Raw genomic sequence first — 21,036 nt, 5'->3', positions numbered from 1 at the left:
CCGATGTCCCATATGTAAAAGAACATCGGCTTTTCACTATCTAAACAAACCTATAACAGACCCTAATTGTCTCATCATAGTATAACCATTCCGTATCGTACCTGCATGACCCATAAGTGTGTTGATGTGATTTGGTAGGTTTCCTAAAACACCTGGAGAAGATTGGTTCCCTCTATTATTATAAGGAGGGCCAAACTGCTGTCCTTGATAAGGGGCTCCAAACTGTTGTCCTTGATAAGGAGGACCAAACTGTTGCCCTTGATAAGGGGGGCCAAATTGTTGTCCTTGATAAGGAGGACCAAACTGTTGTCCCTGATAAGGAGGACCAAACTGTTGTCCCTGATAAGGGCCGCCAAACTGTTGCCCCTGATATGGAGGGCCAAATACTTGTCTATTTCTTGGGGGAAAAGATCTTCCCGGAACTGGTGAAAAAAGTGGCATATGCTCACCTCCTAACAGAGTAACCTATCTATAATATATGGCAGTATGCTTTATAGAATTAGACTTTTAATGGAACTATTATAAGAAGAAAGAAAATATACTTTACCATCAACTATTTTATAACTCATATTAACTGAATCATTTAATTTGTTAAAAAAAGGATAAATAGTTCTCCTTAGCTTTAAGAATTGTGTTATAATTTAAATATCAGTGTGCAGCAATAAGTAGGGCCATCTGTATGGTCTTGCTTTTTTTGTGCCGTTTTTGCACAATTTTTTTTGTTTGCAGGTATCTGCCATCTGAAATATTACAGTATGGAGATGAAATTTATGCAATACAGAGAGAATCGTCTACCTCAAAATGCAAAAGAAGGTATTTTGTTTTTATTAATCATTTCAATTATTTCCGTCAACACGATTGCTCCAATTATTATGGGGTTGGAACGTGAATTTAGCAAAGAAGTTTATATAGATACACTAAAGATTATTCCTATTATGTGGGTCGTCGTAGTATTATTAGTTAGACTAGTTGCAGGACCACTTGTAGGTAAAATAATGCCAAAGTTTGTTGGACAAACTGATGGCTTTAATGCTCGTATTTTATTGAATACTGTATTAAATGTAACCGTTTTGTCTATCTGTTTATCTATAATCGGCACATGGATTGGCATGGGTGAAGTTACTCTAGATCCTTTTAAAAACTTTCTTCATATTTGGCCGAGAAACTTCGCTATCGCATTTTGGATTGAATTGATTGTTGCACAGCCTATTGCAAGATTTGTTATGAAAAAAATGCATCAAAACAAAGCAAATAAAGTAGTAAGTGCCTAATTAATACGAAAATAGAGAGAGCCCTGCCTGAACAAATTTTGTTCAGGCAGGGCTCTTATTTTTTTTATATCTTTGATACACCATTCAGCTATTGGAGGCATAACCCGGAGTTGAGAAACTGGGGTCTTACTACTAAGAACGATTATCCTTCAGCTCTTTATATAGTTAATTTAATTTAAGACATTATCTACATTATGCTGTGATATGTTGATTTCGTCTTATTTTGGACAAGTTTATCGCAAGAATATGTAAAAGAGAGCTTTTTCATTTGCCTATCTAAAAATAAAGGATTATACTAACAAAGTTATATAAACAAAGTACTCTAATTAAAGTACTTTATTTAAAGTATATAAGAAATTAATTTTATTTGAAAGAAGGAAAATTAAACACATGAAGTTTACACAATTTTTGAAAACAAAGGGAGCTATTGCTTCTATTTTTATGGGGATATTTTATGCAGTTGCAATGCTAGGTATCTTTTTACCTGGGTATACGGCTATTCCAGGTAATATCGATAAACTACCTATAGCGATCGTTAATGATGATGCTGGGGAATACGGTACGATGATTGCCGATCAGCTAAAAGAAAATTTACCTTTTGAAGAGGTTAAAACAGATTTAACCAATAAAAGAGCATTAGAACAATTAGAAGAGAATGAAATTACTCTAGTAGTGCACATTCCAAAAACATTTTCAGCAGATATGGAAAACGGTGAAGTATCATCCAGTATTGATTTCACTGTAAATGAAGCAGGAGCAACGGTTGTTTCATCCTCTATGACATCTATTATTACGCAAATAAACAATCAGTTAAGCGCTCAGTTTTCTCAGCAAACAGCACAGGGAGTATTAATGAACTTTAATGTGCCGGAGGAGCAAGCTGCTGATATGGCAAAAATGATTGAAACTTCTTATGTTGGAAACGTAGTGACTATAAATGACATTCCAGATGGTATGCATAACAATATGTTGCCTATGTTCTTAACGATGGCTGGTTATGTAGGGGCAATGATTGCAGCAATGCAATTAGTAGCTTCCTTTAACGAAAGTCGTGGGAAAGCGAGTAAAACTCGTTTATTCGTATATGTGCAATTGACTGCGTTAATAATCGCAGTATTAGCAGGATTAGCATCAATGGGTATTGCTTATCTAGTAAATGAACCAAGTGGAGAACTATTCTTAAGTCTTTTCGGACAGCAAGTTTTAAACTACATGGTTGCCTTCAACTTTACAGCAATGTTTATATTCCTTGTTGGAGAGGGTGGTATGATTCTCAACATACCAGTGCTTCTTGTACAAACAATTGCTAATGGCGCTACAATTACAAGAGACATGATGTATGGTCCGTATGAATGGGTAAGTTATATTTCGCCTATGTATTACTCTGTCCAAGCATACTTTGCTAATATGTATAGTAGTATTAGTCCAGCGCCTTTTGTATGGGGTATGATTGCAGTAGGTTTAGGAGCAATGCTAATTAATATTTTGCTTGTTGCCTTCGTCCATAAAAAAGTTCCATTAGAAGCTTCTTTGGTAGAGGATACAAAGGATGTTATAAATAATACTGAAATTACTGTATGATTTTGCTACAATGAATATAATTCTTGCCAAAGGAGCGGTACTATATGGCAATTCAAATATATATTTTGGGTAAATTAATGCAGGATAATAACTATCCATATAAATTAAAAAAAGAGCTTTCAGAGCCTATCCCCTTTGACCAATTAGGCGGAGTTACAGAAAGCAAACTGTACTATCACTTTGAATCGTTAGTAAAGCAAGGGCTAATAGAGCCAGTAGAAATTATTAAGGAAGAACATCGACCAGATAAACAAGTATTTGCTATTACTGATAAAGGTAGAGAAGCCTTACCACAAAAGATTTATCAATTATTTGGGAATGCCGATACAATTAGCGGAATGGTTATTGCGTTAGCGAACATTGAATACGTGGATCGAGAAAAAGTGATTGAGTTACTTTATCAAAAACTAGCTAGAATCAAAGAACATTGGGCTCATATTAAGGATTTGGAAATTAAAGTACAGTTATCGGAAGAAAAAGAGCATTTAGTAAAGTATCTTGGAGAATATTTTTCAAGTAAAAAAGAGCATACTACGTATTGGCTCGAGGAGTTAATTAAAAGAATTGAAAGAAATGAAATATAAAATAAGGGTTATTCAGCTATGGAAATGGCTGAATAACCCTTTTTCTTATGAAATACATTTATGGTTTTTTGCATACAAATTATTATTTCAAACAATTCAAAGGAACCAATTTACGAGCAAATTTACTTGCAGATTAAAAAACTAATCCTTACAGGTGAATTAAAGAAAGGGCAGTCCCTACCTTCTATGCGACAGCTTGCAAAGGATTTAGACATTAGCGTTATTACAACTAAGCGGGCGTATGAATTGGAGAAGAATGGCTTTATTTATTCCATAGTGATATTATTTGTAATACTTTTAAAGATTTTTCAAGACTCTATTCCAAGGATTACCGAACCAATAACAAATACGGTTGTTCTAGTTGGTTTTGTAATTTTAGCAATTGTGGTTGGTATATCGCAACTAACAAGAAGTAGTGATTAGTAAGCCAAAAATTTTATAATACTTGGATAAAAAGCTGTTTAGACTTATTGGGCAGTTTTTTTATTCATTATAAGGGAAATAATGTTAATATAGATTAAAATGGAGGTGAGAAGTTTTTGAAACAATTGATTCAAGCAGGTTTAGCTATAATGGTTTTAGTATTTTCTACAATCGCAGCTTGGTATGAAGGGAGTACGCTTATACACTCTACATGGGAATGGAAGCATACTGCTATTTTTTCGAAGTGGATCAATGGATCTGTAAACCATGCGAATGATATTTTGACAATAGATTATTTTATATATGCTGCTAAATTCGCTCCTGCCTACCCTTTGGCTATGCTTGTAAGTGGAACGTACTTACTTATCCTTATTGGTTTCGTTTTATTTAAGGGTAATACTCGGCCATTTTATTATTTTTTAGCTTGTGTTGGGATTATGTCCTTGGTCCTGTGTAGTTTAGTATCAGGTTCACCAACGACGGGTTTAAAAATGCTTTTTAATACCTCTTTATTATTAGGTATCTTAGCTGTTGTTATTTCACTTACATTCGTTATTAAAAACAATAATAAAGAAATTACAAACTAAATTGGAGATTTCCTTATGAGTATTTCAGAAATACTGATTATTTCTTTAGTTTATGGCGGTTTATTTATATATTTATCGACAGTTTTCAGTACAAAAAATAAGAGACGCAACAACGCTTTAACAAGTATAACCCTTAAGAATACGTTATTATTTGTGCTATACAACTTTACTATTTCATGTGTATGGTCAATGTTTAAAGCAGAAGAAGCACATAGGAACGAACATAGTGGGTTGAAGGAAGTCAGCCTCAATGCACCTGCCTTATTGTTTATAGCCGGTGTAACCTTATATTCTCTATTACTTTTTTTGCTGAGCAGATATTTGATAACAAAAGGGAGAGGCCAATATAGGCGCAAAATGAAATACCGATAAAGCAAAGGAGCAGATACTTCATTAGTAAAGGTTTCTTTTTTTTGGCAACTCCTTGGTTTTATTTGGCTTCAGCAACGGTGATGGTTTATGGCTCACCCTACGAATGCGTCACTCTAGAAAGGAGATTTATCCCATAATTAAATTTTCTTCTTTGATTAATTCAACCCGTTTACAAAATATTGAAGATAGTATACTATGTATATATGAATATATAATCATATATTAGTTTTATTGTTTATATTAAGGGGAAGGAGAGGATTTATTATGGCCGATCAACATAATCACACACATAGTTCCAACAAAAAGGTATTGCTCATTTCATTCTTTGTTATCTTCACCTATATGATTATTGAGGCAGTAGGAGGATATCTGACCAATAGCTTGGCCCTGCTGTCGGATGCGGGACATATGCTAAGCGATGCAGTTTCTTTGGCTATTGCTTTATTAGCTTTTACTTTTGGAGAAAAAGCAGCAAATATGAACAAAACGTATGGCTATAAGCGTTTTGAGATTTTAGCAGCTGTGTTAAACGGCATTACTCTAATGGCAATCGCATTCTTTATCTTTTACGAGGCAATTGTTAGATTTGCCAATCCTCCGGAGGTAGCTACAACCGGAATGCTAATTATTAGTTGTATTGGATTAGCAGTTAATATTTTTGTAGCATGGTTTATGATGCGAGGCGGTGACACGGAAGACAACTTAAATATGCGAGGAGCATTTCTACATGTTATCAGCGATATGCTAGGCTCGGTCGGTGCTATTATAGCTGCCTTACTTATCATGTTCTTTGGTTGGGGATGGGCTGATCCATTAGCAAGTGTGATTGTAGCAGCACTTGTTTTAAGAAGTGGATACTTTGTAACAAAAGCTTCTCTTCATGTTCTAATGGAAGGAACGCCACAAAACGTAGATATGAATGTTATTGTTCAAACGATTGAGCAAAACTCTGAGATAAAAGGGGTTCATGATTTACACACTTGGTCCATTACTAGTGGACTGAATGCACTTTCTTGCCATGCGGTAGTTAGTGAAGACATGACAGTTGCTGAGGGTGAAAAACTACTGCAGAAAATAGAGCATGATCTAGCCCATCAAAATATACAGCATGTCACTATTCAATTGGAAACAGAATTCCATAAGCATGATTGTTCCATTCTTTGTACAACTAAAGCTGAGGACACAGGTGCACATCACCACCATCATCATTAATCATAAATAGGAGGGTATGAAATGGAGGAAAAATTACAGCATGAGTTAGACGATGAAACGCTATTCGTCGTATCTCAGACTTTTAAAGCATTAAGTGATCCCACTCGTATTCGTATATTAAATTTTTTATGCTGTGAGGAACATTCAGTAAACGAAATCGCAGAGGCATTAAATTTAGGGCAAACAACCGTTTCTCACCAGCTACGATTTTTAAAAAATTTACGCTTAGTAAAATTTAGACGTGAGGGGACTACCTTGTATTATTCAAGTGATGATGATCATGTGATGAATTTACTACACCAGGCAGTGGATCATGCAAAGCATTAATATGTAAAACCTCACTATATCGAATAGTGAGGTTTTTTGTGTGCGATGACTTAATTTTTCACATCGCTGATGATGTCTCTTACTGCTGGAATCGTGCGATGGCTGTACTTTTTCACCAGTTCATAGTACTCGTTTAAGCCGCCGAACTCGGACTGTTTCCAGTCTGCAATTCGTTTCGCAGCGATATGCTCCGCGTGCTTTGCTTCTAGGTCTAAACGAAGTCTGCGCGCCTCTGCATTGGTTTTCATGGCTTGGCTGCCTGATTTGTATGCATTTTTGTACATTTGGTCCTCAACTGCCAGCTCTTTCACGCTAGGGAACAGGCTGAATCGGTTGACTCGTGTACGGTAGTGATCCATCATGATGAATGCTTTGTCATGCTTCGGGTTCGCCGATAGATTGATAATAGCAATTGTCTTCTGGTTGATATTGTAGTGCGTCACCAATGTTTTGACGTTGAAGTATGCCATATGGTCACTGATTTTGCGTATAGTGAAGAATAAACAGATGGCGTAGACGGTGAATAGCAATAGAATGCCACGGTTTGGAACCGTGTAACCGTCGATTAACTCTTTCGCAATGCTGTGGATAACGAACAGTAAGCCGTGAAGGAATAGTGCAGGCGTCATGTGCCACACGCTGTTTCGGATGAAAGTCCACACGATCATCGGAATACTTGTTTGAAAATTGACTCCCATTTTGAGTCCCGGACGCGCAACACGTCTATGTTTTGTGTGGCGATTGTTCTTTTTGTTCTCTAATTTGATGTCTCTGATATTTAGGTTAAGCATCATTGTATTCACCTCTTTTACCTTTTAATTTTTGGTTTATTATAGTCCGACGCTATTTGCACTGTGCGTCTCTTGTTCTTCGGTGAAACCTTCATGTATCAATTGGCTATTTGTTTTATTATTTTACATACGTAACATGACTACCAGTTCCACCAGCAATAGGTAGTTTAAAGGTATTTGTATTCGTGCCAATTTTCAGCTTTACATTAATTTTAGTGGATATGTTAATCCCACGGACAGATACATATTTGTTTGATAACTTACCATCACCAGTTAGGACGTTTTGTGAGATGGTTCCTTCGTTATTAGTAGAGCGTATTGCAATAGCAGCAGGTACTACGTACTTCTTGTCCTGTACATCCTGAATTTTATTTTTAGTAATTAAAAACTGATTATTATGGGTGTTGATACTAATACCATTAGCGAAGCTATTCTTCAAGGTATTTTCTTTTATTATTAAATCTTTCGTAAACTTGGCACAGATTGCACCCGAGATACTGCTTCCTTCTTTCCCTGCATTTGTTAATTGGTTACCGCTTATCGTAAAACCACTGGCATAATCTGACGTTGATCCGGCAACAATAATGCCACAACCTTTGCCGATTCCTTCGATTTGGTTACCTTTTGCCGTTGAGCGCTGTGTACCAAATATTCCTTTTTTGCCATCACCTGTCGCATTAACAAACGCTATACCGACTTTCGCGTTTCTTATTTTATTATGGTTAAACGTAATATTTTCTCCACCATGCGTGTCTAACGCTTCCCATAATGGGATATCTTCTATGGTGCTATTTGTTACCGAGCTGTCTTTGCTTCGTGGATATTGTATCAGGTCACTCTTAGAACCTCGCCTAGAAAAGAACACACCATATGCATTTCCGTTGGTTCCCGGAGCAATAGCTTTAACATGGCTCTTATCTACGTTGAAATTACTAACAGAGAATCCGCCAATGCCTGCATAGCCGATGTCCTCAATGTTTGTATTTGTAACAGTCACATTGTCTGCAAATTCGGCTTTAATGCCATAAAAACCGATGTCATGAATAAAGCTATCATGAATAACAATATTTTTAGCATAATTCGCTGAATTCGCGCCATTAATGTTTATTCCGATACCCTTTACACCAGCATCTTTGTTGCCTGCGCCCTGTATTTCTAAACCGTATATCTTCACCCCGCTACCTATCGTTAGCAGTGTCGTGTGCTTTTTATCATTATAAATTTTAGAACCATAACCAATAATAGTTGTATTATCAGGAACTTTTAATCCGCTCACCTTAAACGAACTACCATATGGTAATACAACAATTTTACCGGCTCCGAGGTTCAATGCATCTTGTAGTCTTTCAATCTCATCCGCAGTTTCTACAAGTACAACTTTGTCTTTATTACTATCTGAAATGCCAAGTTCAAGTCCAAGTTTAGCCTTTTCTGATATTTCTTTTCCTAACGTATTGATATCATGGGATTCCGCGTTCACTTTCACATCTGCACTGACACCAATAGTCAGCACCATAATAATTGCTAAAATACTGGTAAATAATACTCTCGATAATCCCATCATTTTTATCGTCCTCATTCATCTTTTAATTTTTGGTTTATTTATATTCATGCCTTTTATCGGACATGGCGGTACAAAGTATCGCATCAGGTCATCTTTAGGTGGGAGAAAAAAACCACTCCACTTTTAAAAAAAGTAGGTCTTAATCACTTGGACACAGACTATGTATCGGATTTTTAAACCACATATTTACATAAAAACAAAAAAAGCCCCGTCATAAACGGGGCGTGAGTCTTCTTATTTACCGCGTAGTTGCGTTTGTGCTTGACGCACTAAACGTTTCGTTATTTCTCCACCCACAGAGCCGTTTTGACGAGACGATGCGACTGCGCCGAGTGTTACACCGAATTCTGATGCAATTTCTGCCTTCATGCTATCTAGCGCTTGCTTTGCACCGGGAACAACGAGTTGGTTTGAGTTAGAGGTAGCCATTATTTATGTCTCCTTTGTGTGCATCATCAAGATGATTTTTCATCTTGTGCTGTTCAGTATGCTCCTGTTTTTTGCGATTATTCCTTCTCTACACGTTTATAAAAAAAAGAACCCCCACGGCGCTATGCCGAAGCGTTATATTTTGGGTTAAGTTGGGTGTCAATCAGCGATTCGATGTATTCGTTGTAGTCGGAATAATCGAAGTCCGATAGCTGTTCGACGATTTTTGCCACATGAATCTGATTGCGCTGTTCATCTGTCAAGTCCGCATAGGCGTCAACAACGACTTGTACGTCCTCGTATCTGTGTTGGTTGTCATGACGGTCTCTTTCGACGACCTCCATTTGTGTGTCCTTTTGAGCAAAGGCAAACGTTTCTGCTGCCTCTTTGGTTTCAAATTGGGCGATAACGTAATACGACATGTGATACGACTAGGTATTCCAAGAACATATTAGACAATCCCGAACGAATGTAGATCTATCATCTGCGGAGATGAAGGAAGTATCTTACAGGGAGCAGAATGGTTTGATGGATGAAAAAGCTCTAATGAAAGACAAAATATATACTTTGATTATCTGTATTTTATATATAAATATTAAAAACTCCCGTAAAAAGTTCATTTTACGGGAGTTTTCAGCTTTTTCTATTAAGCTTTTAGCTTTACTTCTCCTGGCTTTTTCATGAATAGAGAAAGAACAAGGTTTACGATTGCTAAGATCAACCCAAGCGTGAATACGAATGATGACCCGGAAGCAGTTGCTTCTGCTAAGTTATCATTAACAGTTGATAAGTAACTGTCTTGTTTTGCTGATAACAGAGAAACCATAATAGCGATACCCATTGCCCCCGCTACCTGCTGAACAGTTTGAGTCAATGCAATGCCGTCTGGATAATATTCTCTTGGTAAAGAATTTAGTGTATTTGTTTGCGTAGAAGCTAGTACCATACCAATACCAAGCATCATGATAATATGTGTGACAACTATTAACCAAGTAGCCGTATCAGTACCAAATGAAGCATAAAGAATATATCCAATGACAACAAAAATAGTACCTGGTGTTATAACAGCTTTTGGACCAAACTTATCAAACATACGTCCAATTGTAGGTGCTAAAATACAATTTAATAAGCTACCCGGCAATAAAACAAGGCCAGTAGTGAAGGCAAGCATTAATAATCCCATTTGCATATACATCGGTAAAACAACTAGTAATGACAGCATATTAAAGAATGTGATAAAACTCATTACTACTCCAAGGATGAAAAGAGGGTATTTAAATGCTTTTAAATTCAGCATTGGATTTTCCATTTTCATTTGACGTATGGAGAAAAGTATTAATGCAATAATCCCGACAATAATCGAGGTAATAACAATTGTACTTGTCCAACCATGCTCTCCAGCGACACTCACTCCATAAACAACTCCACCAAATCCAATAGTTGAAAGAATTACAGATAGAATATCGATAGAAACTTTACGTATTTCGTTAACGTTAGGCAAGAATAGATAGCCGAATACGGCAGAGAACACTAAGAAAGGAAGGGTTACCCAGAAGATCCACTCCCATGATAATGTATCTAAAATAAGTCCAGCGATTGTTGGCCCTAAAGCTGGTCCTGCTAACATAACTAAGCCCATAACACCCATTGCAGCACCACGTTTGTTAGGAGGGAAGATGGTGAAGATTACATTTTGAGTTAGTGGTAAATTAATCGCTAATCCTGCTGCTTGAATAATACGTCCAACCAATAAAATGCTAAATGTCGGTGATAGAGCGGCTAGAATTGTTCCGATAATTGATAAAGAAATAGAAGTAAGGAACATTTGTCGCGTTGTGAATTTTTGCATCAGAATACCCGTTACTGGCACTAAAATACCTAAAGTTAAAAAGTAGCCCGTGGCTAACCATTGGATGGTTGTTGGTTTAACATCAAATAATGAACTTAAGTCTCCTAAAGCAATATTTAATGCCGTTTCACTAAAAAGCCCGACAAATCCTGCAACTAAAAGAGCAGCCATTATCGGTCCTGTCTTGATCTGTTTATTCATCTTTGTTTGAAACTCCCTCTAAAAATAGATAATCCCCCTAGACATAATCTGTAGGGGAATACTTCTTTGTTTTGTAAACTTAAGTATAATTGACAGGAGCTATATCGAATTCATTCATGAAAATGCAATTCTATTGAAACTCGCTGTTTGTACTTTCCGTTCCATTTTAGAGAAATATGTTATTCACCATTACTGTACAGCTAGCTAGAAACAACACATACTCTTATCTATACGATGTATTAAAAATTTGAAATAATAGTTAGAGAGCTCTATTCATATTCCCTCTTCAAATAAAAAAAGTAATCACTATATGTCGACTATAAGCGATTTTAACATTTCTTTTTACCATTTTTCCTTTTGCTTCGACCGGTCTAGTTGTTACTATAACAAAATAATTTCGAGTGGTGTAAGTGTTTTTTTTCTACTAAATTTCATGGCGTTCACATTTAAGACACATTTAAGATTGAATAAGAATGTTCAATGGTGTGCAGAACGAGGGAAATTGGTCTTGTTTGGGAAGGAGAAGAACGTATACTTCTAAAATGGTCATAAAGTATAAGTGTTCGAGAAAATAGTTAATCCTCCAAACATTATTTGCTTGGAGGAAGAGTATTAATTTTTAAATTTTAGCCTTTTTATAGCTGTCTACTAGCTCCATAATTGTAGAAATGACTACAGATACCACAATGATAATCCATATTATTTCAATTACAGATAGCAACGAGGGGATGTTCATTTCTAAAACTTTTGCCATATAAGGAATCGTAGCCTCGTTATATAAATTAGCATTACTTGTAATGATGATAAAAGTAATAATACTCATCGTATGGATGATTCCATTTACTATAGCAACATTCTTTGTCCATTGACCAACGTTCCACTTGTAAAGAGCCAACCCAATCTCCAGCACAATAAATGCTACTACTAAAGGCCAATAGGATAGTAACATCGGATGGTCAAAAATAGGCATTACTAGCTGTAAGCCGGTACCTTCAGTTGATCTGTATATTCCAACGAGGTGATCAGCGTTCCAATAAATTACTGCCCAGATTACAGTCCACATGATACTAAACACTATTTCTCCGGTAGATATAATTTTTTTTGCTGGGATGATTTGAACATTCTTTAAATCCTCAGGAGTCCAAGGAGTACCTTTCTTCGTTAAAGGTAGGTCATTTTTGGATAGACCAACTCTTTCTACAATGACAAATACTATAGTGACCCAGATAAATATTTGTGAAATAACGTATATGACATTGACGATAATGTCTGTAAAAGTATTAATTATTACCGTTAATACTGCATCTTCTCCATTGAACAGTCCAATGCTTGCAACAACACTTACGATGATACATATAAGGATCGCCCAAGGAAAAATCATTTTTAGTGTCTCTATATAAGCATCGTAAACCTTAGGACCGATTAAATACATTGGCTTGTCACGATAGCTTGCTGCTAAAACAGCAGGGTCATCCATTTTAGCTAATGCTTCTTTAACTTCCTTTTCGGTGTAGTTCTCTGGAAGCATATCTTCAATTGAAAATCTAAGCTCCATTGCAATATCATCTCGTGATTTCTTTGGAAGCCTTCGTGTTACCTCATATACATAAGCATCAATCAAATTCACTGCGTTCATCCCCCTCTAGAAGTGACTTCAATTCTAATGTCATTTTCTCCCACTCTCCTTTTAATTGTTCAAAAACTTCTATGCCATAATCACTTAATACATAATACTTTCTTGGTCTGCTTTCTGTTGTATCCCAGCTGCTTGTTAAAAGATTTTGTTTCTCTAAACGACGAAGTAAAGGATATAGTGTACTTTGTTCAATAGAAACCCCTGCACTTTCTAATCCTTGAACTAAAGAATATCCGTACTGGGGCTTTCGCAATTGACTTAGGACGGCTAAAGGAAGAGTTCCTCTTCTAAGCTCAGTCATGTATGAATCCAACAAATTAACCAATTGTACTCACCTCTTTTTCTATACTGTATATAATACACTAATGTATTACGAATTATAACATATATAGTACTTTATTTTTATTTTTTTATATTGTGTAGGCAGTCTACAAAAAACTTTTTTGTATAAATATAAAACAGATTCAGGTTACTGGGTTTAAAGCTAGTTAATGAATGGAGATAATGGAGTAACTGTTTTTAGATATACTACTCACGTGAAATGTAGTAAATTTGTTATCAGGACAACCTGTACCAAAAATGTAATATAGAAAGGAAGATTAAAGATGAATAGATTACAGAACAAAGTTGCCATAATTACAGGAAGCGGAGCAGGAATTGGCAAGGAAATAGCAACTGCTTATGCAAAAGAAGGAGCTAGTGTAGTGATTGCTGACTTCAACGAAGAAGCTCTGCAATCTACTGTAAGTGAATTAACGGAATCGGGTTATTCTGCTTTTGGCGTAAAAGTGAATATTGCTAACGAGGAAGATGTTCAAAAAATGGTTTCCTCTACAATTGAACATTTTGGACGCATTGATATTTTAGTGAATAATGCAGGTGTTGGAGACAATATGCAGGCTGCTGCTAATGTTGAGGACGATGTATGGAATCGAGTGATGAATATTAATGTAACGGGAGTTATGCGTTGTATACGACAAGTACTCCCTCATTTTGAAAAGAACGGGAGCGGTACGATTGTTAATATGGCATCTTTAGCAGGCGTAATGGGAGGACGCGGTGGTCTAACTTATACTGCGGCGAAGCACGCAGTTGTGGGAATGACTAAAAATGTAGCTTCTCATTATGGTCCACTTGGTATTCGTTCTAATGCAATTGCACCAGGTCACGTTGAAACAGGATTCTCAGCTGCTATGAATAATATCGACCCATTCGGTATGAAGCAATCTACACGTGGTGTCGGAATGATGACTAGAGCTGGGCAGGTTACTGATATATCCAATATTGCTCTGTTCCTGGCTTCTGACGAATCTTCACTTATCAATGGTATTGTAGTAACAGCTGATGGTGGCTGGAGCGCTTATTAATCATAAAAACTCTCTAGATAGCTTCTAGAGAGTTTTTTATTTTGTAATCAATATTACTTTCCTTGTGTTACCTAGCATACAATGGAAACAATCTATATTTTAAGGCGTCTGTATAAATTATAAAACGTTTTATAGGGGGTAAAATGGAAGATTTACTATTTACTTTAAAAATGATTGTTATTGGTCTTGTTCAAGGCTTTACAGAGCCAATCCCGGTTTCATCCAGTGGACATGTGATGATTGCAAGTGAGCTATTAGGACTTGGAGAGCAAGGCTTCACCTTTGCAATACTAACGAATACAGCCTCTTTGCTAGCCATTCTATTAATTTATAGACATGATATTATGAGGCTAGCAACGAACTCAATTTATTATGTAAAAAAGAAAGACACACGTTACAAAAGTGATTTTCGATTTGTACTTTTTATCGTTATAGGAACCATTCCCGCAGGCGTATTAGGAGTTTTATTGAGTGATTGGATAGCTGAAAGTATCAGTATGACGGTAATCGCAATCATGCTTTTCATTACGGGTTTAGCTTTATGGACCATTCGTAATATGAAGGGGACAAAAGGGGAGAAAGATCTAACAACTAAGGATGCTTGGATTGTCGGTCTTGGCCAAGCTGTTGCTTTAACACCAGGTATTAGTAGGTCAGGAGCTACCATTATTTCTTCCATTGCAGTTGGGATGAAACAGGAGACCGCGTTACGATTCTCCTTTATGCTCTATATTCCGATAAGCTTGGGAGGAGTTGTGCTTGGTCTATCAGATTTTATCAATGAGCCTAACAAGGCAGATCTGGCAGTTCCTTATCTAGCAGCATTTATAAGTACATTTATCATGTCCTATTTTGCTATGAGATGGTTTATGGGAATTATGAAAAATGGAAGGCTGCATTATTTTACTTATTATTGCTTCATCGTCGGTATACTATTGTTAATATTCTTCTAATGAGAGTTTATGAGAGCTAGAAATTAGGGGAATGAAGGGTGAGGCAAGAATAACTTCTCTTCATTCGATTAGATGGTTCGCCTAGATGGACGTAATGGATTTGCATATACAAATGGTGAGACTATTTATGGTTATTGTACAAACCAATTGCTCGAAATAATCACCATGAAATAAATAAGGAGGCAAATCAATGTCATTACTGCCATCTGATCCATTTAATCAGCTAACAAATAATATATTTAAAGAAATAGAACGCTTTTTTGCGGAAATTCCTCTTTTTAAAGAACTGCCAATCGGAAGTTTGCGTATGAATGTCCAAGAAACAGAACATGAAGTGGTCGCCATATGTGATATGCCAGGTCTGGAGAAAAATAGTGATATAAAGATTGATGTCATAAATAATATGTTAACGATTAATGGTGTTATTAACCATTTTGCACATACAATCGATCGAAATGCACAGTACATGAGCAGTTTCCATCGTTCCGTGTCACTACCGAGCCCTGTTTCTAAGGAAGGCTTGTCAGTGAATTACCAAAATGGCCAACTAGAGGTTAGGATGCCAAAGCTAAAATAAATGGCAGAAAGAGGAGCTCTCAATATGTTGAGATGCTCCTCTTAGACTTTAAACACAACCATTATTCTTCTAAAAGTGTAGTATAGACGATTCGTTAAAAGTCGTATTCTGCCTCCTTCTTCTCTTTGATTGCCTTGTAGGTCTCTGTTAAGACAAAGGTATCTTCTACTAAACGTTGAATCCGAAAAATCACATCATCATTTACAATTTCCTTGCGGTGAAAGTCTTTTTCTTCTATGAAGACATACGTCTGAACTATTTGTGCTTTCATATAAGCCAAGATTGGCTTTAATTGTTGTTCAACTATTAAGTAATGCTTAGCAGAACCAGCAGTAACAATCATGCTCACGATTTTATCTCTAAATGCACTAACAGGGAGTAAGTCAAAGATATTCTTAAGAGTGGCAGGGATAGAAGCCTGAAAGATAGGCGTACCTATAATGATGGCATCTGCCTCCATAATCTTTGTCGTTACGAATCCTGTATCCCCTTCATACTCTAAAAAATTTCGACCATCACTAAATTGAATATCATAATCTGCTAAATCGATTAAAGTTATCTCTACCTCAGGATACTTCTCTGATATTTCTTTAATTGTATAATTCATAGCCGTTCGGGTTTTAGATCCAACTCTGGATCCAGATAATCCAACAATTTTCATCTTAAGACACTCCTATTTAGAGGTATATTTTTTTATGGCAGGCAGGATTTCATTACCAATTAATTCAATATTTTTCACTAAATACTCATAAGGGACTCCTCCGAAATCCATTTGTGCAATATAGCGCTGATGTCCGAAAACTTCATGCTGATAGAGAATTTTCTCAATAATTTGTTGAGGGCTACCAATATTCATCACATTACGAGGATCGGCGCCTTGTGCAAATTGTTGCTTAGGATACCCATGCCCGTTTATCAACTGTAGCCCCTGATTCAAATATGGATAAATTTCTCGTTGTGCCTGCTGAGTCGTTTCGGCAGCATAAAAGAACCCTGCTGTTGCAACTGGAAGTGTTGCCGGATCATGACCATTTTCCTTAGCGGCATCTCGGTATGCATCTATGGAAATCTTAAAGCTGGTTGCAGGACCGCCTAACGTTGCGATAAACATTGGTACGCCTGCATAACCCGCTTTAATAGCACTTGCTGGTGGTCCGCCAACTGCTCGCCAAATTGGGATGAAGCCGTTATCAGGACGCGGCAGAACCTGGGCGTTCCTTAATGGTGCACGAAATTCACCATTCCAATTCACTATATCTTCTTCATTGATTTTAAGAAGCAGCTCAAATTTTTCCTCAAATAACTCCTCATAATCTCTTACGTTGTAGCCTAATAAATCGAAAAGACCAACTCTAGAAGCTCGTCCAGCAATAATCTCTGCGCGTCCTTTAGATATTAAGTCAATCGTTGCAAAATCCTCATAAACTCGTACTGGATCTGACGTACTTATTATTGTTGAGGAACTAGCGATTTTAATCTTGCTTGTGGCTTGTGCAATTGCAGCCAATACAACAGAATGTGCTTGTGTTGTAAAGTACTCCTGATGACTTTCTCCTACACTAAAAAAGTCTAGCCCAGCTTGCTCTGCTAACTTTGCTATCTCTATTATTTCTTGAATACGTTGAGCAGAGGAAATACGCTCACCGGTATGTGGATTGGGAATGTGGTCACCCAGCGTATAAAGTCCAAATTCTAAGCCTTTGCTTGGGTCTATTCTATAGTTTTGCATGTATCTTCAACCTCTCTTAGTGTTTATTCTTTGTTTTAAAGTTTGAAGTAGAGATGAGCTTATATTATGAGTATGACGCATCTTTTAAATTAGGGTAAGTACGCACTTAAAAGTGGTATAGTATACTTAAAGATACTTAAGGTGGTGTGCAATATGGACTTACAGCCTGAACTATGTAGAGTAGACGATGCACTTGGGATATTGGTAGGAAAATGGAAACCTATCATCTTATTGACGTTATTACAGGAAGGTACTCAGAGATTTAGTGATTTAAAACGAAAAGTACCAGGTATTACACAGAAGATGTTAACCAACCAGTTACGTGAACTAGAGAAAGAGGATATTATTGCGAGAAAGGTATACCCTCAAGTCCCTCCAAAGGTAGAGTATTCCATTACCGAATATGGAAAAAGCTTAGAACCAATTTTAAATGCGATGCATGAATGGGGAACTGCCCATATTCTACATAAGCAAAAAAAACAACAAACCAACAAAATGCTGTAAGAGATACAAGAGTATCTCTCACAGTGTAGACAAAATGGTTGGAAACCATTTCGATTTCCAACCATTTTCCAATTAATCTAGGTTTAATCTGGCTAGTTTCTTAAGATTTAAGTCAGCAAATGTAAGCATCGCCTGCATGGACAATTTTTTTATTCCATTAGGGTTGTCCATCGCATACCATGTTTTCTATACTCTTTCCATATATTTCTTAAAAGTTGTGTCGCAAGTCCTCAGCTACATTATCCATCCCCTCATTCCTTTAATAGGAAGCACTGGTGATGAGAGCGGAGAGCGGCGACTCCAGCGGGAATAGCGCGAGCTGAAGCCGTGCCCGCGGAAAGCGTCCGCTCGCAGCGGAGATTAGCATTTCTAGCTTTATCTCTTAAAAGAAAAAAAGACTGTAGGCAAAACGCCAAAATTCATGGTGTTTGTCTACAGTCTGAGAGATACAAGAGTATCTCTTTTTTTGAGCAAGAAGGTATTTCAATTTAGATATGGTAAATGGGAACAGTCCATGCTCTTATCTTATGTATTTATATTTATAAACAACTTTTCCCCAGTGTAAAGTTTATATTGTATTAAATACATCTAAACTTAGGTGTTCTCCACAAAGTTACTCACATATCCCATGCTAAATATCTTCATCAGAGTAAAATTAACATCTTACTCCAAAAGTTATGCACTTATACACAGATTATCCATTCTTAAACAACAAATATAAAGTTATCCCCATCGCTATAACCTTTCACAAAAACGTGTGACAAATTAGTGTTGTTATTTCTTTTTATCTGTACAACTCCTTCGATCTATGGTTTCCTTATTTGTTAGAGGAAACTAGTGGAGGCAAGACGAAAGTGGAAAATATTGAATATATTAAGAATGAGCATTTTTTACAAAATATTTATTGCTCTACGGTGAAAGAAACGGTTGAGTCAAGTCTGTCAGATGAGCAGTTACTATATGTTAACCAACTGGGTGCTATTAAATTAGAGGTACCTTTTGATCAATACGATGAGGTTGTGGCTCAGCTAACAGTACGTTTGCAAAACTCGGAACTTGCGAAAGATACCGTGAAGCAAGGTGCTTTTACATATAGGCAAGTACGCTATATAGCAGAGGCGGGCTTAATAGAGGGACTAATCTTGGAGGAAAGCGGACGTGTTCAGCTACAGAATGAGTCCTTAGGAATGAGTGCTGCTATCGCTTTTGCACAAAGTGCTTGGAATGGTGCTACGCGTGAGGAAGCAGTAGAAAATGCCGTCTACACAGGCTTAAATATAGTAGGAGAGGCCGTAGTGGATGAGATACTGGCAAATGATATGCAGGATATTGAGCTAGATGATGCCTTTGAATTAGGGGGTGGGGTTAGAGGTGCCATTCAAAAAAATGGAGCGAAGGTTGTAGCAAAGAAAGCTGCGGGGAAGTTCACTCACAAGGCAATGATCAGTTCTCTAGCAGCCAAAAAAACAATTTTGTTGCTCAATGCCAACGTAGTTACGGGAGCGCTTGTAACTGGTGTGCTTTCAACATTAGATATTTCACGTGCTGTTAAGGGCGAAATGTCTAAAACCCAATTATTTAAGAATATAACGAAAACAGCGGCAAATGTAGCGGGTAGTATAGGTGGTATGGCAATCGGTGCCAGCATCGGCGTTCTCGTTCCTTGGGGAAGCACAAGCACGGGCGCTTTGGTCGGTGGTATAGTTGGTTTAATCATTGGTAGTATCCTCACCTCTAAAATTGCCGGTAGAATTTTAGATCGTTTTATTGAAGATGATGCAAAAGAAATGCTAGATATATTTGAAGTAGAGCTGGAGCAGCACGTCTATGATCATTTATTGAATGAGTTGGAGCTACAGAAGCTTTTAGATATATTTAAGTCGAAATACAAAATCCCTAAATTGTTACGTAATATGTTTAAGGCTGAGAATCGAGAGCAATTTGCTGGGGAGATTATTCAAAAGGAACTGATTAATATTTACAGTGAACGAAAATTACTAAAGCTACCAACGATAAGTGAAATCTATAAAGTTCTATTAGAAATAAAATAAAAAAAGGCCATAAGCTGAGTATTACTCAGCTTATGGCCTTTTTGATGGTTTTTCATGTTTTAACGATTTCTATCCTACTATGCTAATTCTTGAACTTTCAAGATTTAAGCCTCTTTATTTGTCTCGGTTATTTCACAGCCATCGTCGGTACAAGTTGCTTCCGAATCCGAATGGATATGTTGCAGAGGAGAGGACTGATTCTCTTCTTCCCATACCTTTTTCAGTGTTTGGACAAAAGCTTCATGTGGTTGTGCTCCAGAAATAGCATATTTTCGGTTGAAAACAAAGAAAGGTACACCTTGAACACCAAGCTGTTGGCCTTCCTGTTGATCCATACGGACATCATCTAAATATTCGGAGCCAGAAAGTACTTTGCTTGCTTCCTCACGATTTAAGCCTACATCAGTAGCTAAGCTTAAAAGAGTTTCCTGCTCTCCAAGAAATTGAGATTCCAAGAAATGTGCGCTTAAAAGGCGTTCTGTTAACTCGCTACCTTTTCCTTTTGTTTCCGCATATTTAACTAAACGATGTGCATCTAGCGTATTTGTTTGTTTCATCTCGTCAAATTGGTAAGCTAACCCTACTGTTGCTGCACTAGCAATAATTTGTTGATTCATCGCTTTAGCCTGCTCAGGTGTCGTATTCATCTTTTTGGCAAGCATTTCATGAATAGTTACATTTTTATCACTTGGTAGATGAGGCTGAAGCTCAAAGCTTTTATAGCTAACCTCTACCTTGTTTTTGTGGTCAAATTCCTCTAAAGCTTGCTCTAAACGACGCTTTCCTATATAACAAAATGGACAAACAAAATCAGACCATACTTCAATTTTCATGATCTCACCCAACCTTCCTTTTTATAGAGTTAATATAGCATATTTTCTAGAAAACCCCTCTTTGTCTGCTCAGTAATTGCCAAACGTTTACTATACAAGAATGTTAATAGTAAGTATTATAATTCCCTCTTCTAAAAGTAATTTGTTTAACCCATTTGTATAAGGGAATTTAATTGGTAACAAACTTTTTTTAAA

Annotated in this window: 24 protein-coding genes; 13 read left to right on the top strand and 11 right to left on the bottom strand. The window is 36.8% G+C overall.

Annotation, left to right across the window (positions count from 1 at the left end; genetic code table 11):
• Positions 1–36 precede the first annotated feature (36 nt).
• Positions 37–441: a hypothetical protein gene (locus tag H9650_RS15115; RefSeq protein ID WP_151112180.1), complete on the bottom strand. Its 405-nt coding sequence runs from the start codon at positions 439–441 to the stop codon at positions 37–39.
• Between the two features lie 329 nt (positions 442–770).
• On the opposite strand from H9650_RS15115, the gene H9650_RS15110 reads away from it, so the two are divergent.
• From H9650_RS15110 to H9650_RS15075, 8 genes are all read left to right on the top strand, one after another.
• A complete protein-coding gene (locus tag H9650_RS15110) occupies positions 771–1,271 on the top strand; it encodes a hypothetical protein (RefSeq protein WP_151112182.1) in 501 nt (166 codons plus the stop codon).
• A gap of 390 nt (positions 1,272–1,661) precedes the next feature.
• Entirely contained in the window at positions 1,662–2,852 is a 1,191-nt protein-coding gene (locus tag H9650_RS15105; RefSeq protein WP_191697562.1) for a YhgE/Pip domain-containing protein, read from the top strand.
• Positions 2,853–2,896: 44 nt separating this feature from the next.
• The gene (locus tag H9650_RS15100) at positions 2,897–3,436 is read left to right on the top strand and encodes a PadR family transcriptional regulator (RefSeq protein ID WP_151112185.1); all 540 of its coding nucleotides are present in this window, start codon (positions 2,897–2,899) and stop codon (positions 3,434–3,436) included.
• Between the two features lie 72 nt (positions 3,437–3,508).
• On the top strand, positions 3,509–3,859 hold the full coding sequence (locus tag H9650_RS15095; RefSeq protein ID WP_151113825.1) for a GntR family transcriptional regulator: 351 nt from the start codon (positions 3,509–3,511) through the stop codon (positions 3,857–3,859).
• A gap of 116 nt (positions 3,860–3,975) precedes the next feature.
• A complete protein-coding gene (locus H9650_RS15090; RefSeq protein ID WP_144541155.1) occupies positions 3,976–4,446 on the top strand; it encodes a YjdJ family protein in 471 nt (156 codons plus the stop codon).
• 15 nt (positions 4,447–4,461) lie between these two features.
• Positions 4,462–4,818, top strand: a complete 357-nt coding sequence (locus tag H9650_RS15085) for a peptide ABC transporter permease (RefSeq protein WP_191697561.1) — start codon at positions 4,462–4,464, stop codon at positions 4,816–4,818.
• A 264-nt stretch (positions 4,819–5,082) separates the two neighbouring features.
• Positions 5,083–6,030, top strand: coding sequence for a cation diffusion facilitator family transporter (locus tag H9650_RS15080; RefSeq protein ID WP_144541159.1), 948 nt, complete (start codon positions 5,083–5,085; stop codon positions 6,028–6,030).
• Between the two features lie 21 nt (positions 6,031–6,051).
• Positions 6,052–6,357: an ArsR/SmtB family transcription factor gene (locus H9650_RS15075; RefSeq protein ID WP_144541161.1), complete on the top strand. Its 306-nt coding sequence runs from the start codon at positions 6,052–6,054 to the stop codon at positions 6,355–6,357.
• 50 nt (positions 6,358–6,407) lie between these two features.
• On the opposite strand, the gene H9650_RS15070 is transcribed toward H9650_RS15075, so the two are convergent.
• From H9650_RS15070 to H9650_RS15040, 7 genes are all read right to left on the bottom strand, one after another.
• Positions 6,408–7,151: a hypothetical protein gene (locus tag H9650_RS15070; protein ID WP_191697560.1), complete on the bottom strand. Its 744-nt coding sequence runs from the start codon at positions 7,149–7,151 to the stop codon at positions 6,408–6,410.
• 115 nt (positions 7,152–7,266) lie between these two features.
• Positions 7,267–8,634, bottom strand: coding sequence for a right-handed parallel beta-helix repeat-containing protein (locus tag H9650_RS15065; RefSeq protein ID WP_191697559.1), 1,368 nt, complete (start codon positions 8,632–8,634; stop codon positions 7,267–7,269).
• A 312-nt stretch (positions 8,635–8,946) separates the two neighbouring features.
• On the bottom strand, positions 8,947–9,141 hold the full coding sequence (locus H9650_RS15060) for an alpha/beta-type small acid-soluble spore protein (protein WP_154312099.1): 195 nt from the start codon (positions 9,139–9,141) through the stop codon (positions 8,947–8,949).
• A 122-nt stretch (positions 9,142–9,263) separates the two neighbouring features.
• Positions 9,264–9,563 carry a hypothetical protein gene (locus tag H9650_RS15055; protein WP_154312100.1) on the bottom strand — a complete coding sequence of 100 codons (300 nt, stop codon included), beginning with the start codon at positions 9,561–9,563 and terminating at the stop codon, positions 9,264–9,266.
• A 224-nt stretch (positions 9,564–9,787) separates the two neighbouring features.
• Positions 9,788–11,191: a DHA2 family efflux MFS transporter permease subunit gene (locus H9650_RS15050; RefSeq protein WP_144541171.1), complete on the bottom strand. Its 1,404-nt coding sequence runs from the start codon at positions 11,189–11,191 to the stop codon at positions 9,788–9,790.
• Between the two features lie 619 nt (positions 11,192–11,810).
• Complete coding sequence (locus H9650_RS15045; protein ID WP_191697558.1) at positions 11,811–12,818, bottom strand: HAAS signaling domain-containing protein; 1,008 nt, start codon at positions 12,816–12,818, stop codon at positions 11,811–11,813.
• Complete coding sequence (locus H9650_RS15040; protein WP_144541174.1) at positions 12,805–13,152, bottom strand: PadR family transcriptional regulator; 348 nt, start codon at positions 13,150–13,152, stop codon at positions 12,805–12,807. Before H9650_RS15040 ends, H9650_RS15045 begins: the two co-directional genes overlap by 14 nt.
• Before the next feature lie 280 nt (positions 13,153–13,432).
• On the opposite strand from H9650_RS15040, the gene H9650_RS15035 reads away from it, so the two are divergent.
• The 3 genes from H9650_RS15035 to H9650_RS15025 all read left to right on the top strand — a co-directional run bounded on the left by H9650_RS15035 (position 13,433) and on the right by H9650_RS15025 (position 15,724).
• Entirely contained in the window at positions 13,433–14,194 is a 762-nt protein-coding gene (locus H9650_RS15035; RefSeq protein ID WP_144541176.1) for a glucose 1-dehydrogenase, read from the top strand.
• A 143-nt stretch (positions 14,195–14,337) separates the two neighbouring features.
• Complete coding sequence (locus H9650_RS15030; protein WP_191697557.1) at positions 14,338–15,147, top strand: undecaprenyl-diphosphate phosphatase; 810 nt, start codon at positions 14,338–14,340, stop codon at positions 15,145–15,147.
• Positions 15,148–15,337: 190 nt separating this feature from the next.
• Positions 15,338–15,724 carry an Hsp20/alpha crystallin family protein gene (locus tag H9650_RS15025; RefSeq protein WP_191697556.1) on the top strand — a complete coding sequence of 129 codons (387 nt, stop codon included), beginning with the start codon at positions 15,338–15,340 and terminating at the stop codon, positions 15,722–15,724.
• A gap of 94 nt (positions 15,725–15,818) precedes the next feature.
• Here the strand turns inward: H9650_RS15025 and H9650_RS15020 are convergent, their stop codons facing one another.
• Together H9650_RS15020 and H9650_RS15015 are read right to left on the bottom strand one after the other, a co-directional pair.
• Complete coding sequence (locus H9650_RS15020) at positions 15,819–16,385, bottom strand: NADPH-dependent FMN reductase (RefSeq protein WP_154312103.1); 567 nt, start codon at positions 16,383–16,385, stop codon at positions 15,819–15,821.
• Positions 16,386–16,397: 12 nt separating this feature from the next.
• Positions 16,398–17,453 (bottom strand): LLM class flavin-dependent oxidoreductase, encoded by a 1,056-nt coding sequence (locus H9650_RS15015; protein WP_154312104.1) that lies wholly within the window; start codon positions 17,451–17,453, stop codon positions 16,398–16,400.
• Between the two features lie 153 nt (positions 17,454–17,606).
• Here H9650_RS15015 and H9650_RS15010 point away from each other — a divergent pair, with 153 nt between their 5' ends.
• Both H9650_RS15010 and H9650_RS15005 read left to right on the top strand, forming a co-directional pair.
• On the top strand, positions 17,607–17,957 hold the full coding sequence (locus tag H9650_RS15010) for a winged helix-turn-helix transcriptional regulator (protein ID WP_144541184.1): 351 nt from the start codon (positions 17,607–17,609) through the stop codon (positions 17,955–17,957).
• Between the two features lie 854 nt (positions 17,958–18,811).
• Positions 18,812–20,008, top strand: coding sequence for a hypothetical protein (locus H9650_RS15005; RefSeq protein WP_154312105.1), 1,197 nt, complete (start codon positions 18,812–18,814; stop codon positions 20,006–20,008).
• A 104-nt stretch (positions 20,009–20,112) separates the two neighbouring features.
• Here H9650_RS15005 and H9650_RS15000 read toward each other — a convergent pair whose 3' ends face one another.
• Positions 20,113–20,841: a DsbA family oxidoreductase gene (locus H9650_RS15000; RefSeq protein ID WP_144539188.1), complete on the bottom strand. Its 729-nt coding sequence runs from the start codon at positions 20,839–20,841 to the stop codon at positions 20,113–20,115.
• Positions 20,842–21,036 lie beyond the last annotated feature (195 nt).

Source organism: Psychrobacillus faecigallinarum (genome assembly GCF_014836595.1).
GTDB lineage: Bacteria > Bacillota > Bacilli > Bacillales_A > Planococcaceae > Psychrobacillus > Psychrobacillus faecigallinarum.
This window is presented reverse-complemented; position numbering and strand designations above follow the sequence as displayed.